Source organism: Marinobacter fonticola (genome assembly GCF_008122265.1).
In the GTDB taxonomy this organism is placed as follows: domain Bacteria; phylum Pseudomonadota; class Gammaproteobacteria; order Pseudomonadales; family Oleiphilaceae; genus Marinobacter_A; species Marinobacter_A fonticola.
In genome coordinates, this window is record NZ_CP043042.1 from 624,437 (window position 1) to 640,307 (window position 15,871).

Below are 15,871 nucleotides of genomic sequence, written 5' to 3' on the forward strand. Positions count from 1 at the left end.
GGACGCTAGCTGACGTTGAGCACGAATTTCTGGCGCGCCAGGTATTCGCGCTCGTTTTCCAGGTCCGCCAGGGTGAGCGGACGCTCGTTCAGCCAGCCCTCGGCAAAACTGACCGTGAGTTCTGATTTTCCGTTGACAACCACCTTGAAGCCCGCCGGCTGATCCATGTTGCGGGGATGCTGCAGCAGAACGGCCAGCCGGAGCAGGATGCAAAGACGTTGCAAGCGCGGCACGTCGTCTGGGTCGCAGTCTTCGAATACGGCGCTTGAGAACTTACGGCGATGGCCGCGGACCAGTGTTGCAAGACTCTGCTGCGTCTGTTGAGCGAAGCCCGAGAGGTCGGAATAGCGCAATAGATAAGCGCCGTGCTTGTGGTATTGGCTGTGGGAGATGGTCAGGCCGATCTCGTGTAACCGGCAGGCCCAGCGTAGCAGCTCTTCATCGTATTCGGTGTTGATATCCCAGGCGTCGGCCACTTGGCGGAAGCCCATCAAGGCCGTTTCTTCGACGGCGGCGGCGTGTGCATCATCGACATCGTAGCGGCCTTTGAGGGCCTGAATGGTGCGTTCACGCACATCTTCATGCTGGATACGGCCGACGATGTCGTAAAGCAGGCCTTCACGCAGGGCGCCATCGCTGTAGGTCATGGATTCGATCTCCAATGATTCGAAGGCGGCCAGCAGGATAGCCAGCCCTGAGGGGAAGATGCTCTGGCGGTCCGATCGGATGCCTAGCTCGGCCAGCCGGTCGACGGATCCCATGTCCACGAGGCGCTGGCGCAGCTCCCTTAGAGCGCCGAGGGTGATGGTGCCGTTGGTCAGCTTGAGGTTGACCAAGACCGAGGAGATGGCTTTGATCGACCCGGACGAGCCCACGGCACTTTGCCAACCCAAGGCCCGAAACCGGTGACGAATATTCAGCAGTTCCTGGGCAGCATGGGTGAGGGCCTTGTCCATCTGCTTGCGCTGGATCTTGCCATCGGGGAAATAGCGGTTGCGGAAGGAAACGCAGCCCATGTGCAGGCTTTCCAGCGCCTGGGTTTCGAAGCGTTCGCCGATAATGAACTCGGTACTGCCCCCGCCAATGTCCATAACTAGCCTGCGCCCGGTATCGTCGGACAAGGTGTGGGAGACGCCCAGGTAAATCAGGCGGGCCTCCTCCCGGCCGGCGATAATTTCCACCGGAAAGCCGAGTACCTTTTCGGCACGATCCATGAATTCATAAGCGTTGCGGGCGACCCGTAGCGCATTGGTACCGACGATCTGTACGGCGCCAACCGGCATACCCTGCAAGCGCTGGGCGAATCGCCTCAGGCAGTCCAGCGCGCGGTTCTGGGCCTCTTCGGTCAGGTTGTTCTGGGCATCGAGGCCGGCGCCGAGTTGGACCTTTTCTCCCATTTTTTCAAGGGTTCGGATTTCGCCGTGGATCAAGCGGGCGATAACCATATGGAAACTGTTTGACCCCATATCGATGGCTGCCAACAGCTCGGGCTCGGTGGCGGGGTTGCGGGCCGTCACGTGTCTTGAAATCCTCTTGCCAGGCCGTATATTGTGTGAGGCTCTTCACGGTGAACCGACACTGCGGGTAACTATAAGCCAAACCCCGCCAACCTGTCAGTAACGGATCATGTGCCCGAGTCATAAGAGCTTTCCGGCTGACTGGCATTTCGCGTAAAGTGGGGCTGTGATTTTTGAAGTGGCCGGTCTGGGAGTTGTGGCGTTATGCCGCGCAGAGTCCCAGGTGACGGGTCGAAACGTCTAGGTGCTGCGTGCTGGATATGTACGCTGCCGCAATCAGGAAAATGTAATGAGCGGAAATATCGTAAACGTTACCGACGCATCCTTTGAGCAGGACGTGCTGAAAGCCGACACCCCGGTGCTGGTCGACTACTGGGCCGAGTGGTGTGGTCCGTGCAAAATGATTGCCCCCGTACTGGAGGAAATCGCGGAAGAGTACGAAGGCAAGCTGAAAATCTGCAAGCTCAACATCGACGAGAACGAGCAGACGCCGCCCAAGTTCAATATCCGTGGCATTCCCACGCTGATGCTGTTCAAAAATGGCAACGTGGACGCCACCAAGGTCGGGGCGCTGTCCAAGTCCCAGCTGGCCGCATTCCTCGACAGCAATCTCTGATCTGTCGGTAAAGCGGAATAAACGCTGATAAAGGGCCATCTCCCAACTAGGAGGTGGCCCTTTTTTATCGTTTCTTGGATTTATCGTTTATTGGAAAGTTGGCTCGGTTAATCCTGTGCTGGAAGGGTGCGCACGTATGTCTGACGCGACATTCCGTGAAAACTGCTGCGGATTGATTCTCGCCGGAGGACGAGCGCGCCGTTTGGGTGGCGTGGAGAAGGGGCTGGCGCTGTGGCAGGGCCATCCCTTGGTCGCCTACGCCCGAGAGGCGCTTCGGCCTCATTGCGCGGTAATCGCGATCAGCGCGAATCGTCAGTTGGAGGACTACCGGCACTGGGCAGATGTCGTGGTCAATGACGAGGAAGGCTTCGGCGATACGGGGCCACTCGCCGGCCTGCTGGCTGGGATGCAGCACGCCCGGGCGCTTGGCATGAGCGGTGTGCTAGTCATGCCGTGCGACACGCCAGGCGTGTCGGCAGCGGTCATCGAGCAACTGGCGACCACTGCCGCCGTTGATGCGCAACGGCTTGTGCTGGCTCGAGTCGAACGACGTCCGCAGCCACTGCACGGTTACTATCCGGTGGCGCTGGTGGAGGATTTGACGAGCTATCTCAAAAGCGGCGAACGTAAAGTCATGGATTTCGCCGGTCGCCAAGATACGCTGTATTTGGATCTGCCAGTTTCTTCCGAGGTTTTCCGCAATCTGAATACGCCGGAAGACTGGCGAGTCTAGTATTAGGGCACTCGCAGGTTTACGCCTTGCGCCAACCCTCCGCTTTTTCCCGGTCGCTGGCTTTCTGGTCAACCCAGTGAGACTCGCCGTCGGCGGTGATTTCCTTCTTCCAGAACGGCGCAGTGGTTTTCAGGGCATCCATCAGGAATTCGCAAGCCGCGAAAGCATCCTGGCGGTGAGCACTGGAAACGCCAACAAAGACAATGCGATCGCCCAGCGGCAAATGCCCGACCCGGTGAATAACTCGTGCCTCGTCGATCGTCCAGCGGACGCGAGCTTGTTCGATCAGGCCGGCGATGACGCCTTCGGTCATGCCCGGGTAGTGTTCGAGAAAAAGCGCCGCCACGTCTTGGCGGTCGCCATGGTCCCGGACCAAGCCCGTGAAGGTGGCGAGGGCGCCGGAGCGGCCGTTGTTTTCCAAAGCGGCGATTTCCGCGCCGACATCGAAGTCTTCAGTCTGAATGCGGATCATAAAGGAACCTTAGCCTCCCGTTACCGGCGGGAACAGCGCCACCTCGTCACCTGGACTCAGCGGGTGGAGCGGCTTGACCATCGTTTGGTTAACTGCGGCCAACACCGGGCGGTCGCCTTCGAGGATATCCCAGGGAGCGCCGCGAGTGGCGAGATCGCCAATCAGGTCGGCAACGGTGGCGCCTTCGCGCAAAGGCAAAGTGAGTTCGTCCGTACCCAGGCTCTCGCGCAGGCGGGCGAAGAATTTCACTGTAACGGTCGGATCGGATTGCGGTACGTCGGTCATCATCAACCCAGCAAATCATTGAACGAGTAAAAATCGAGGAGGTCGCCCCGAGCCACGGTCCGGTCTTCCGGAACCACGGCCAGGCCCTCGGCCCAGCAGGCGGAGCTTAGCATACCCGAACTCTGGTTGGGGTGAGCTTCGATCCAGCCCTGTTTCTCGATTTCGACACGCCGTGCCCGTACGAATTCCCGGCGCGGGGAAGGATGTTCCACTGTAAAATTGGCGGGTAAACGATAAGCTGAGGGCGTCCCGGTCAATCGGCCTTGCTGGCGACGGAGGAAGGGTGCCGCCAGAATCAGGAACGTCACCATTACGGCCGCCGGATTGCCGGGTAGCCCCATCATCGGCGTGCCATTGACTGAACCGAAGGCCAGAGGCTTGCCGGGTTTCAGTGCCAGACGCCAAAGCGTTACTTCCCCCCGGGTTTCCATCGCTGCGCGTACGTGATCCTCTTCGCCAACGGATACGCCGCCGCTGGATAGGATCAGGTCGGCCTTGGCGCTGGCTTGATCAAGGGCGGCCAGTGTATCGGCGTAAGTGTCGGCGACATCGCCCAGGTCGATCATGTCGCAATGCATCTGTTGCAGCAGGGCGCTCAGCGTAAACCGGTTGGTATTGTAGATTTTGCCCGGCGGCAGCGGGTCGCCGGGAGGGACGAGCTCATTGCCAGTAGTGAGTATCGCTACCCGGACTTTGCGGCGGACGGTGACTTCGGCAATCCCTAGGGATGCAAGGAGGCCGAGCTCTTGCGCCCGCAAGCGCGTACCGGCTTCAAGAGCGGTGCTGCCGGCCCTGAGGTCCTGTCCTCGGGGGCGAATATTCTGTCTCGCCTCTGGCTGTTGCGGGGTGGTGATGCGTTCATCTACGCGCTCGACGTTTTCTTGCATCAGCACCGCGTCGGCGCCATCCGGAATGGCGGCACCGGTAAAGATGCGTGCGGCGGTACCCGGCTCCAGCGCAGCCGGTGCTTTGCCGGCCGGAATGCGCTGGCTGATCGGCAGCGGTTGACGAGCTAGGTCGCCGATACGGATGGCATAGCCGTCTACGGCACTGTTATCCGCGGGCGGTACATCGGCAGGAACCTCGGTGGTATTCGCCAGAATGCGGCCCAGTGCTTGAGTCAGCGGTAAAGACTCGGTGCCCTCGACAGGCTTTGCGCGCGGCAGCAGGCGCTCCAATGCTTCTTCAAGGCCGGTGAGGCCTTCAGTCGGTCTCATGGGTGGCTCCGGTATCCAGCGGTTCGTCCAGACGATGCAGCGCTCGCGGAGGCTTGCGGTTGACCAGGGCCGCGAAATTGCAGGGGGCGTGACGATTGTCCAGCTGTTCGCGCAGAATTTTGTCCCAACCCAGGGTGCAGGCGCCGGTAGAGCCTGGCAAGCAGAAGATTACGGTGTGGTTGGACAGGCCGCCGAAGGCCCGGGACTGGATGGTAGACGAGCCGATCTCCTCGGCCGATAGCCGCCGGAATTCCTCGCCGAAACCGTCGATGGTCTTGTCGAACAACGGACGCACCGCTTCCGGTGTGCTGTCCCGTTCGTGAAAGCCGGTGCCGCCGGTGATCAGAATGACTTGGATGCGGCTGTCGGCGACCCAGTGGGCGATCAGCGCGCGAATCAGGTAGATGTCGTCCGGCAGCAAACGGCGGACGAGTACCTGGTGACCGGCCACGTTGGCTTGGTCGGTCAGATACTGGCCGGAGGTGTCCTCTGCCGGGCCGCGACTATCGGAGACGGTCAAAATAGCGATATTGAGTGGCTTGAACGTGTTGGAGTTGTTCATCGGTCAGGAAATTCCACTACAGTTTGAGGATATTTATGCGGAAAGACACGCGAGTGACTTGCCACTGCCTGAAAAAAACGCTATACCGTAACCTCGTGCCTAGCGGTGAGCTGCGTCGATTATTTTCAACGATGACAAGATAACGCATCTTCACTGGCTCTATACAATGGATAGCGCATCGATACGCCTGTTAAAGAGTATCCTGTTGTCACCGCAATTTTGGAAGGGGTGGTAATGGCCAAAGTTGTTGCTATAATGGCCGGCACGTTTACACGCTTCCATTAAAAAGCCGTCTTGGCGCCCGCCTCACGGTTTCTGTCCCGATTTTTAAAAGCATCACGTTATACGTCCAGGAGTGTTTCTCCTGTCTTCGCAAACCTGATTGATATTCCATTCCGATTCGTCAAATAAAATATGAACCTTACTGAACTCAAGCAGAAACCCGTTCCCGAGCTGTTGGATACTGCCCTGGAAATGGGGCTCGACAATCTCGCCCGTTCTCGCAAGCAGGACGTCATTTTCTCGATCCTGAAGAAGCACGCTAAAAGCGGCGAGGACATATACGGCGACGGCGTGCTGGAGATTCTCCAGGACGGCTTTGGCTTTCTCCGCTCCGCCGATGCCTCTTACCTGGCGGGGCCCGACGATATTTATGTGTCGCCCAGCCAGATTCGCCGTTTCAACCTGCGCACCGGCGACACCGTTGCCGGCAAGATCCGGCCGCCGAAAGACGGCGAGCGTTATTTCGCGCTGCTCAAAGTTAACGAGATCAACTTTGACAAGCCGGACAACGCCCGCAACAAAATCCTGTTTGAGAACCTCACACCGCTGTTCCCGGATGAGCGTCTGTCGCTTGAAGCCGGTAACGGCAGTACCGAGGATCTCTCTTCGCGGGTTCTGGACCTGGTCTCTCCGATTGGCAAGGGTCAGCGCGGCCTGATCGTCTCCCCGCCCAAGGCGGGTAAGACGCTGTTGATGCAGAACATCGCGCAGTCGATCACCCGCAACAGTCCCGAGTGTCACGTGATGGTGCTGCTGATCGACGAGCGGCCGGAAGAGGTCACCGAGATGCAGCGCACCGTGCGCGGCGAAGTGATCGCTTCCACCTTCGACGAGCCACCGGCCCGTCACGTGCAGGTGGCGGAAATGGTGATCGAAAAGGCCAAGCGCCTGGTCGAACACAAAAAGGACGTGGTGATCCTGCTCGACTCCATTACCCGTCTGGCCCGTGCCTACAACACGGTGATCCCGTCCTCCGGCAAGGTACTGACCGGTGGTGTGGATGCCCACGCACTGGAGAAACCCAAGCGTTTCTTCGGTGCCGCGCGTAACGTCGAGGAAGGGGGCAGTCTGACCATCCTCGCCACGGCGCTGGTGGACACCGGCTCCAAGATGGACGAAGTCATCTACGAGGAGTTCAAGGGCACCGGTAACATGGAAGTCCACTTGGACCGCCGTATTGCCGAGAAGCGCATCTACCCGGCGATGAACATCCGTCGCTCCGGCACCCGTCGCGAGGACCTGTTGATGGCCGAGGCGGATATCCAGCGCGTCTGGATCCTGCGCAAGCTGTTGCACTCCATGGATGACGACTCCGCGGCGTTGGAATTCCTGTTGGACAAGTTGCGCGATACCAAGACCAACGACGAGTTCTTCCTGTCCATGAAGAAGCGCTGATCGCGCCTGTACCCATCCGTGACGTTTACGGGCGTCCGGATGGGACGTTCCTGCTCCACACCCGTACACCTGAGTGCCTCCCTCCAAGGTTCCAATAGGCCAGGACTGCCTCATGAAATACGACGACCTGCGTGACTTCATTGACCAGCTGGAGAAGCTGGGCGAGCTCAAACGCATCAAAGCCGAAGTCGATCCCTACCTGGAAATGACCGAGATTTGCGACCGTACTCTGCGTGCGGGCGGGCCGGCCTTATTGTTCGAGAACCCCAAGGGATACGATATACCCGTGCTCGGCAACCTATTCGGTACGCCGAAGCGGGTGGCGCTGGGCATGGGCCAGGCGGATGTGGAGAGCTTGCGGGAGGTGGGTAAGCTGCTGGCCTTCCTCAAGGAGCCGGACCCGCCCAAGGGCTTCAAGGACGCCTGGGAAAAGCTGCCGATTTTCCGCCAGGTGATGCAGATGGGCCCCAAGGTGCGTCGCTCCGCGCCTTGCCAGGATGTGGTGATCCAAAAGGATGAGGTGGATCTCTACAAGTTGCCCATCCAGCATTGCTGGCCAGGGGACGCGGGTCCGCTTGTGACCTGGCCGCTCGTGATTACGCGCGGACCTTATAAGGAACGGCAGAACCTGGGCATCTATCGCCAGCAGTTGATTGGCCGCAACCGACTGATCATGCGTTGGCTCAGCCATCGTGGCGGGGCATTGGATTTTCAGGAGTGGCAGAAGGCGCATCCCGGCGAGCCCTATCCTGTGGCCGTTGCGCTTGGTGCCGACCCCGCCACTATTCTCGGCGCGGTGACACCGGTGCCCGACTCACTTTCCGAATACGCCTTTGCCGGGTTGCTGCGGGGCAGCCGAACCGAGCTGGTCCAGGCGCAACTGTCCGACCTGCAAGTGCCGGCCAGCGCGGAAATCGTGCTGGAGGGCTTTATCTACCCGGACGACACCGCGCCGGAAGGCCCTTTCGGCGACCACACCGGCTATTACAACGAAGTGGAAAGCTTCCCGGTCTTCACCGTGGAGCGTATTACTCATCGCAAGAATCCGATCTACCACAGTACCTACACGGGTCGCCCCCCGGACGAGCCCGCGATTCTCGGCCTGGCTCTGAATGAGGTGTTCGTGCCGATCCTGCAGAAGCAGTTTCCCGAGATCGTGGATTTCTACCTGCCGCCGGAAGGCTGCTCCTACCGCATGGCAGTGGTGACCATGCGCAAGCAGTATGCCGGCCATGCCAAACGTGTGATGATGGGCGTATGGTCGTTCCTGCGGCAGTTTATGTATACCAAGTTCGTGATCGTGACCGATGACGACGTGAACGCCAGGGACTGGAAAGACGTGATCTGGGCTATCACCACGCGGATGGACCCGGTCAGGGACACTACGATGGTTGAGAATACCCCCATCGATTACCTGGATTTCGCCTCGCCGGTGGCCGGCCTGGGCTCGAAAATGGGCCTGGATGCCACTACCAAATGGCCGGGTGAGACTGACCGGGAGTGGGGCACCCCCATTGCCATGGCTCCTGACGTGAAGCAGCGGGTCGACGAGATCTGGTCGAGCCTGGGCATCGATGAAAGCCAAGACTGAAGACAGGCTAACAGTCTTAATCGAACCGGCTGGCCTGACCTTCCCGGCGTCAGCGTCGGACGATCTACTGACTGCGGCCCGCCGGGCAGGCATTGCGGTACGTTGGTCGTGCCGCAACGGCGTATGCGAGCTATGCGAAGCCCGGCTTAAACAGGGGCAGGTGGTTAACACCCGCACCCGCAATACTGAATCCCCGCCCGCAACCATTATGCTGTGCCGATGCCAGCCATGCGGGCCGATTGAACTGGAGATCGAGGAGGTTATGGCCGCAGGTTCTTACACGCCGCAACAGGTGCTGGCCAAGGTGGCGGATATCACGCCGCTGAATCACGATGTGTTTCGCGTCAGCCTGGAATTGCCGCGGCGCCGCGATATCGGTTTTCATGCCGGCCAGTACCTGTCCGTGCGTTTGCCGGGCGCCGATCCGGCGTATTTCTCCATTGCCAGTAGTCCCAACGACTCCGCCATCGAGCTGCATGTGCAGGCGGCAACGGATTGGGCATCGGCTCAGCGTGTCATGGATACGCTCCGCGAAGACGGTCAGGTTGTGCTAGAGCTGCCCCACGGCAAAGCCTGCCTGGCTTCGATGCCGGCTAAACCCCTGCTGCTGATTGCGGCGGGCACCGGTTTTGCCCAGATGAAAAGTATCGTCGAGTATCTGCGTAACCACGGAATGTCTCAGACCGTACATCTATATTGGGGCGTTCGCCGCCATGAGGACATGTATCTGCGCTCCCTGGCCCAGCAATGGCACGAACAATGGCCGGAGTTCTCGTTTCTGCCAGTAGTCGGCGACGACGAGGACAACGACTGGAGCGGCCACCACGACCAACTGGTCAGGGCGGTCCTGGCTGGAGGCCATGACTGGGCTAATGTCGACGTCATGGTCAGCGGCTCACCGCCGATGGTGTACACGCTGATGGATGCGCTGGTCGAGGCGGGGCTGCCCGCAGCGGCGTTTTACTCGGACGTGCTGGAGTATGCGCCCCGAGCGTAAGGGCGCGGTAGTTGTTCCTGCGCTTCTTCCCATTCAAGAACGGCTGTCGGATTGCGCGAGGCTAATCCCACCTACATTAGCACTGTAGGTGGGGGCTCAGGCCTTCGGCATCGGCAGATTCGGTAGCCCGCTATCTTTCAGCACACTTTGCAAGAGCATCTGATTGCTCTGTTCCTGCTGTCCCATATGTGCGTTCAGGCGAGCAAGTTCTGCAAGGGTCTCGCGGCTACGTTTGAGGCGCAGGCTGGTTTCGAAATATTCCCGCGCTTTACCCCAGAGTTCATTGCGCAGGCTCAGGCGGCCCAGGGCGAGAAGTAGTTCCGGGTTGTTAGGTCGATCCTGCAGCCAGCGCTCGGCGACGAGCAATTGCTCGTCCGGCTTTTCCCCGGCCACCCGTCCGTAGAGGTTGGCCAGCTCATCGCTCCAGTGGTTTCTGAGAACCTTACGTAGCAGCGTTTCCGCCTGGGATTCGTCGCCTAGCAGTGAAAGATGGCGGGCGTATTCGCGGATGGTGAGTTCGTCCCGACGCATGGATCCCGGCAGCTCGTCCCAGAGTTTGGTGAGCGGAGAGAGATCGCGCTTCTCGGTGTCCTGACGCCGAACGTCGTCTGCCGCCCGTTGCAGCAGATTGTGCCAGGTGGTGCGCTCCAACTGTTGTAATTCCTCTTTACCCAAAAGCTCCCGCTTGCGTAGCTCCGGAATCAAGGCGGATAGCTCGCGCCAGTCTTCAAGGCGCTCATAGACGGTGCGCAGCAGTTTGAGGACGAACGGGTGGTGCGGGGCCTGCTTACGCAGGCGCACCAGCGTCGCCAGTGCCTGTTCCATGCGGTTGCCGGCGATCTGTAACTGGGCCTGGGTGATGCCCACCGCCAGATCGGAGCCCGGTGTGCTCTCGAAGGCCTTGCGCAAAAGGTCGTCGACGGCTTCGTGATCGCCGCATTCAAAAGCGCATTGGGCCGCCGCCAGGTAATTGATCAGCGGTGTATCGGCCTTGTCGGCGGAGGTTTCCAGCAGCTTGCGTGCGCGTGGCCAATTGCCTTCGGCTAGCGATAGCAGGCCCCGGGTGGTGCGCCGGCGCGCGCGGCGTTCGGCGCTTTGGTTGAGCCAGTTACTGACGATGCCGGTACCGCTGCGCAGACGCCGGGCAACCACCAGGATGGCCTGAAGCAGCAGCGTGACGACCAGCAGTAACAGAACGCCAACCCAGAAATTGGTTTCGATCAGGTAGTTGCCCAGGCTGATTCGGATATAGCCGCTGTCGTACTGCAAGCCCAGACTCAACACGGCGCCGAGCAGCAGCGCGATCAGTAGTATGAGGAAGACTCGTCTCATGATGCGTCGCCCGCCTTATCCCCGGCCGGCGCGGGTGAGGCTGGAGACCGGGATTGCTCGCTTTGAGGCGGCGAGGAGGCCTCGCCGCCGGTCGCATTGCGACGACCCTCCAAGCGGGCTTTGAGCAGGTTCAGGGGCTCGCTGATATCCGGCAATTCCGGATTGATGTCTTTTTCACTGAGTTCTGCGAGTTTCTCGCGAAGGGCGCGCACTGGGGCGTGGCTGCCATCGTACCAAGTGTCGAGCCAGTCGCGGGCTTTGGCCAGCGCTCGCTCGTAGAGAGTTTGATTGCCGCTCAGCAACGCCAGCTGCGCCTCTTCGAGCATCAGTCGCATGTTGAGCCGGGCGTAGACACTTTGTTCCGGCGCCAGCAGGGGTTTGACCGGTTCGTCCAGGCGGCGGATGGCAATCGCTTCGCCGAGGGTGGATTTGATCTGGTTCCAGCCGCGGGCGAACGTGCTGGAAGCCTCGGCCGATGATCCTTGGTCCATCGGCTGGGCTTGTCCCGCGCTGGCCTCCAAAGCGAGGGCGCTTTCGGTTAGGTTGTTGATGGCATCGATAGCGGCGTCCAGCTGCAAGTAGAGGCCGGTTCGATCCACGTCCTCGATGCTCTTGAGCGCCATGACGTCCTTGGCGACCTGCTTGCGCACCGGATAGGTGCCTGGGTCGTCGGTCTGGTTTAGGACGTCGTCGGCGGCCAGCAAGGCGGAAAGAGCGCCATCGATATCCTGTTCGATCTGCAGGCGCTGGTTGGCGATGCGCAGCAGGTACTCGGCTTCGGCCAGCAGCCAGTCGGTGCGGCCGCGATTGCCGGCATCCAGCAGCGTCTGGGCGTTATGGTCGATCTGCCGGCGCATGTCCGAGATCAGCTTTTGCTGCTCGTTAATGGAGGCTTGCAAAGACTGCAAGCGACTGTCGAGCTGACTGCCGGTTTGGCTGTAGTTGCGGTCAAGCCGGTCTGTCGTGGATTGCAGGTGTTCGATGCTTTGTTGCAGCGATTGCTGCTGTTGCCACTGATGCCAGCTCCACAGCGCTAAAAAAACGAGGCCGACGACGGCGATGGCGACGATGAGCCAGAGAGGCCAAAGGCGCCGTGGCCGTGGTGAGGACGGCGAAACCGGGGCGGGCAGGTTGTTTTTTGACTCAGTCACAGGCGTCCTTACTCGTTAATGGCTATTCCGGCGCGAGGGTGTCTGGGCCGGCGGTCCGGGCAACTTCAGTTAAGCTGCATGAGGCAATCGATCAGGCCCTCCGGCGTCAGTCTTTGCGGGATATGAACGCGCTCAAAGCCGACGGCCCGCGCCGTTTCCGCCACATGGGCGACCGGCACCAGCAGGTTGCGGAGTTTAAGATTATGATCAGTATTCTCACCCAGTGCGATGAGATTGTTCAATGTTTCTCCTGACAGCACGATAATGGCATGGGGATCGAAGGCCGTCAGTGCGCTATCTATTGTTTTAGTAGGGTAGTCGGGACAAACGCGCGCGTAGAGTTCCATTTTATCCACCCGGGCTTGACGTTGTTGCAATGTCTGGCCCAGCAATTCCCGGCCGCCGACACCTTTGGCGATCAGAATCCGTTCGCCGGCAGGCTTAGCCAGTGACGGCAGCGCCAACAGGTGTTCGCTCGTGAAACCATCCGGCGGCACGGTAACGGTCAATCCGGCCTCGCGCAGTATGTCTGCCGTGCCACTGCCGACGCCATACCAGTTTAGACCGATGGGCCATTGGGGCCACCAGTCTTCGGCGTACTCAACGAAGGCCCGTGCCGCGCCGGGACTCACGGCAATGACGTGCCGGTACTCATCCAGCGCCAGCATCATCGTACGGCGCTGGGGAGTATCCGGCAGTGAGCGTCGTTCCAGTAAGGGCAGAACCCGGGTTTGCGCGCCCTCGCCTTTGAGATGGTCGGCGAGCAAATCGGCATCGGGCTGGGGACGGCAGATCAATACCCGCAATCCGCTCAGCGACGCGTTATTCGATCTCGTAGCCATAGATGTCGGCAAGAATTCGGTTCGCGCCCATTGCCAGCAAGTCCTCGGCCAGTTCCCGGCCAAGTCGCTCGCCTTCGGTCCTCGGGGCACGTCCTTCCACTCGCAGGATTTCCGTGCCGTCCACTTTACCGACCAGGCCGCGTAGCCAGAGCGTGTCGTTATCCTCCAGCAGGGCGTAGGAGGCGATGGGTACTTGGCAGCCGCCTTCCAGGCGCTTGTTCAGGGCGCGTTCGGCGTGGACCCGGTCGGCAGAATCCCGGTGGTTCAGGGGCTTGAGCAGCTCGATCAACTCGGCGTCGTCGGTTCGGCATTCGATGCCCAAGGCGCCTTGGCCGACCGCGGGAAGCGATACTGTGTCGGGCATGTTGTAGCGGATACGGTCGTGAAAACCCAGTCGCTTGAGGCCGGAGCTGGCCAGCACGATGGCATCGTATTCGCCCGCATCCAGCTTGGCCAGACGGGTGTTGACGTTACCGCGCAGCGTGTGGACCTTGAGATCCGGCCGGTAGGCGCGCAGTTGCGATTCGCGGCGCATGCTGGCCGTCCCCACTACGGCGCCTTCGGGCAGGGCATCCACGTTTGCGTAGTGGTTGCTGACAAAGGCGTCGGTCGGATCCTCGCGCTCGCAGATGGCTACCAGGCCGAGGTTTTCAGGGAAGGTCATGGGCACGTCCTTCATGGAGTGCACCGCCAAGTCTGCGCGGCCATCGAGCATGGCTTCTTCGAGCTCTTTGACGAACAAAGCCTTGCCGCCGATCTTGGCCAGGGGCACATCCAGGATCTTGTCGCCGCGGGTCTTGATGCCCAGCAGTTCGACCGTCACGTGCGGGTACATCCGCTCCAGCTCGGCCTTGATGAATTCCGCCTGCCAAAGGGCCAGGGCGCTGTTTCGGGTTGCAATGCGAAGGGTACGTTCTGTCATGTGCGCTTCGATGGAGTTTCCGGTGGATGTGAAACCGATAGCCTAACGTTTATGACCCAAAAAGTCGCGGCTGGCGGCGCATGGGCACGCGCTATCGACCCTGGCGCTCAAGCCATTCGCGCACCGAACTGGAGTGGCGGCGACTGACCTGCAGCCGCGTATCGCGGTCCCTGAGGCGAATGACATACTGGCCTTCCCGGTTGCGGGTCATGGCTTCTATAAAGCGGCAGCCCACCAGCGTATGACGATGGATACGCAGCAGACTCTCCGGATAGCTTTGCTCCAGTTCCTTCAGGGTGTAGTCGGTGACTGTCTCACCCCGGTCGTGGAAGATGCTGACGCATTTCTGGTCCGCCTCGCAGAAGCGGATACTGTTGATATCGATCAATTCGGTGCCGCGATGGGTCCGCACGGCCAATTGTCCCGGATCGGATTCGCCGGCGGCCTGGAGCGCCTGCAGCTGCACCCGGTTGACCCGACCCGCGCGGGCCAAAGCCTCGCTTAGGTTTTCCTGTCTCACCGGTTTGAGCAGGTAGGCCACGGCCTGCACTTCGAAGGCGTTGATCGCGTACTGGTCATAGGCGGTGCAGAAGATAATCGCGGGGGGATTGTGCAAAGCACTGATTTGCTCGGCCACCGCTAACCCGTCGAGTCCCGGCATGCGGATGTCGAGCAGAATAATGTCCGGCTGGGTTTCGGCGATCTGGCGCAGCACCTCGTGACCATCGCCGGCTTCCCCACAGATTTCATAGTTATCGAGCCCGCCCACCAGCCGTTGCAGGCGCTCGCGGGCAAGAGGTTCGTCATCGGCGATCAGTACACGTTGGCCCATTATCAACTTCCTTACATCCCTTCGACCTTAGCTGCCCTGATCCGAAATGGTACGCCAGGGCAAACGCAGGGTCACGGTGTAGCGTCCGTCGTGCACGCTGTGCTTGAGCACCGCCTGCTCGTCGAACACCGTATCCAATCGCGCACGGATATTGGCCAGGGCCATCCGGTTACCCTGATGCCCTAGCTGATCGGCGGCGGAGGTTCGTTCGGGGTTCTGCACCTCGATGTAGACCCAGTTGCGCTTGCGGTAGGTTAGCACGCGCACCTCGCCCCCCTCGGGCCGAGGCTGGATGCCATGGTAAATGGCGTTTTCCACCAAAGGTTGCAAGGTCAGCGGGGGAATGGTCTGACTATCCAGGGCGCGGTCCAGATCCCAGGTCAGTGTGAGACGATCGCCCAGGCGCAAAGACTCGATATGCAGGTAGCGTTGGCACAGGGACAGTTCTTCGCCCAGGGTGATCAGCCGGTCCTGAGTGCGCAGGCTCGCGCGGAACAGCTCCGACAAGTCGAGAACGGCATCTTCGGCCTGCTCGGGCCGGCTGGCGATAAGACTGGCGATGGTGTTCATGCTGTTGAACAGAAAGTGCGGGTGAATGCGGGCCTGCAACGCCGTCATGCGCGATTGCATTTCCGCCTGTTTCTGCTGGCGCCATTGATGCTGCAGGAAAAAATAGCGCAGCACCATCAAGGTGATGATGAGTGCGGCTAGCAGATTGCGGCCAATCAGATGAGGCGGTAGCGGCACGTCGCCGGCCATCAGTACACCGTTTGCGGCGAGGGTAAAGACCAGCACATCCAGCAGCACAACGGCGGTAATGATGACGACCACGTGGGTCGCGGAAAAACGCTGCAGCCAGCGCCGCATACTGCAGATCAGGGCGGCGCTGGTGAGCACCGTCCACTGCACGAATAGCGACACCAGGCCGAAGTGGTGCCAGTCTATCCAGCCACTGTCGGCATGAACGATGGAGAGCAGGAGTACGATCAGTTCGCTGGTCATCAGCAGCAGGAACACGGCTCTGACCCGGCACAGGTCGGGCACGAAAAGATCGGCGCTGGGTAGCTCCTCGCTGCCGTCGGGACGTCGTTGATGGGCTGGCGGCATTGCATGTCCTGTGTTTTT

At 60.3% G+C, this 15,871-nt stretch carries 16 protein-coding genes; 5 read left to right on the plus strand and 11 right to left on the minus strand.

The genetic code is table 11. The annotated features are described in order from the left end of the window. Window positions 1–5: 5 nt before the first annotated feature. On the minus strand, window positions 6–1,466 hold the full coding sequence (ppx, locus tag FXO11_RS02715; protein WP_227546120.1) for an exopolyphosphatase: 1,461 nt from the start codon (window positions 1,464–1,466) through the stop codon (window positions 6–8). A gap of 340 nt (window positions 1,467–1,806) precedes the next feature. Between ppx and trxA the strand changes: the two genes are divergently transcribed. After that, on the plus strand, window positions 1,807–2,133 hold the full coding sequence (gene trxA / locus FXO11_RS02720; protein ID WP_148861462.1) for a thioredoxin TrxA: 327 nt from the start codon (window positions 1,807–1,809) through the stop codon (window positions 2,131–2,133). Window positions 2,134–2,269: 136 nt separating this feature from the next. Then, window positions 2,270–2,866, plus strand: a complete 597-nt coding sequence (gene mobA / locus FXO11_RS02725) for a molybdenum cofactor guanylyltransferase MobA (protein WP_148861463.1) — start codon at window positions 2,270–2,272, stop codon at window positions 2,864–2,866. Window positions 2,867–2,885: 19 nt separating this feature from the next. On the opposite strand, the gene moaE is transcribed toward mobA, so the two are convergent. From moaE to moaB, 4 genes are read right to left on the minus strand one after another with little or no spacing between them, the layout of a single operon-like run. Beyond that, a complete protein-coding gene (gene moaE, locus FXO11_RS02730) occupies window positions 2,886–3,338 on the minus strand; it encodes a molybdopterin synthase catalytic subunit MoaE (RefSeq protein ID WP_148861464.1) in 453 nt (150 codons plus the stop codon). Window positions 3,339–3,347: 9 nt separating this feature from the next. Continuing rightward, complete coding sequence (gene moaD / locus FXO11_RS02735) at window positions 3,348–3,626, minus strand: molybdopterin converting factor subunit 1 (RefSeq protein ID WP_148861465.1); 279 nt, start codon at window positions 3,624–3,626, stop codon at window positions 3,348–3,350. Further along, window positions 3,626–4,840: a molybdopterin molybdotransferase MoeA gene (locus tag FXO11_RS02740; RefSeq protein WP_148861466.1), complete on the minus strand. Its 1,215-nt coding sequence runs from the start codon at window positions 4,838–4,840 to the stop codon at window positions 3,626–3,628. The genes moaD and FXO11_RS02740 overlap by 1 nt, the downstream gene beginning before the upstream one ends. Further along, a complete protein-coding gene (gene moaB, locus FXO11_RS02745; RefSeq protein ID WP_148861467.1) occupies window positions 4,827–5,402 on the minus strand; it encodes a molybdenum cofactor biosynthesis protein B in 576 nt (191 codons plus the stop codon). Before moaB ends, FXO11_RS02740 begins: the two co-directional genes overlap by 14 nt. A gap of 414 nt (window positions 5,403–5,816) precedes the next feature. On the opposite strand from moaB, the gene rho reads away from it, so the two are divergent. The 3 genes from rho to FXO11_RS02760 all read left to right on the plus strand — a co-directional run bounded on the left by rho (window position 5,817) and on the right by FXO11_RS02760 (window position 9,667). After that, the gene (gene rho / locus FXO11_RS02750; protein WP_148861468.1) at window positions 5,817–7,079 is read left to right on the plus strand and encodes a transcription termination factor Rho; all 1,263 of its coding nucleotides are present in this window, start codon (window positions 5,817–5,819) and stop codon (window positions 7,077–7,079) included. Window positions 7,080–7,191: 112 nt separating this feature from the next. Next, entirely contained in the window at window positions 7,192–8,670 is a 1,479-nt protein-coding gene (gene ubiD / locus FXO11_RS02755; protein ID WP_148861469.1) for a 4-hydroxy-3-polyprenylbenzoate decarboxylase, read from the plus strand. Then, complete coding sequence (locus tag FXO11_RS02760; protein WP_148861470.1) at window positions 8,654–9,667, plus strand: 2Fe-2S iron-sulfur cluster-binding protein; 1,014 nt, start codon at window positions 8,654–8,656, stop codon at window positions 9,665–9,667. Before ubiD ends, FXO11_RS02760 begins: the two co-directional genes overlap by 17 nt. A 96-nt stretch (window positions 9,668–9,763) precedes the next feature. Here FXO11_RS02760 and FXO11_RS02765 read toward each other — a convergent pair whose 3' ends face one another. The 6 genes from FXO11_RS02765 to FXO11_RS02790 all read right to left on the minus strand — a co-directional run bounded on the left by FXO11_RS02765 (window position 9,764) and on the right by FXO11_RS02790 (window position 15,853). Next, window positions 9,764–10,999 carry a heme biosynthesis HemY N-terminal domain-containing protein gene (locus FXO11_RS02765; protein WP_148861471.1) on the minus strand — a complete coding sequence of 412 codons (1,236 nt, stop codon included), beginning with the start codon at window positions 10,997–10,999 and terminating at the stop codon, window positions 9,764–9,766. Next, window positions 10,996–12,150 (minus strand): uroporphyrinogen-III C-methyltransferase, encoded by a 1,155-nt coding sequence (locus FXO11_RS02770; protein WP_148861472.1) that lies wholly within the window; start codon window positions 12,148–12,150, stop codon window positions 10,996–10,998. The genes FXO11_RS02765 and FXO11_RS02770 overlap by 4 nt, the downstream gene beginning before the upstream one ends. Window positions 12,151–12,215: 65 nt before the next feature. Beyond that, window positions 12,216–12,992 carry a uroporphyrinogen-III synthase gene (locus tag FXO11_RS02775; RefSeq protein WP_148861473.1) on the minus strand — a complete coding sequence of 259 codons (777 nt, stop codon included), beginning with the start codon at window positions 12,990–12,992 and terminating at the stop codon, window positions 12,216–12,218. Then, a complete protein-coding gene (gene hemC, locus FXO11_RS02780; RefSeq protein WP_148861474.1) occupies window positions 12,973–13,914 on the minus strand; it encodes a hydroxymethylbilane synthase in 942 nt (313 codons plus the stop codon). Before hemC ends, FXO11_RS02775 begins: the two co-directional genes overlap by 20 nt. Before the next feature lie 91 nt (window positions 13,915–14,005). Further along, a complete protein-coding gene (locus tag FXO11_RS02785; RefSeq protein WP_202980277.1) occupies window positions 14,006–14,746 on the minus strand; it encodes a LytR/AlgR family response regulator transcription factor in 741 nt (246 codons plus the stop codon). 27 nt (window positions 14,747–14,773) lie between these two features. Continuing rightward, on the minus strand, window positions 14,774–15,853 hold the full coding sequence (locus tag FXO11_RS02790) for a sensor histidine kinase (protein ID WP_148861476.1): 1,080 nt from the start codon (window positions 15,851–15,853) through the stop codon (window positions 14,774–14,776). Between the last annotated feature and the right edge of the window lie 18 nt (window positions 15,854–15,871).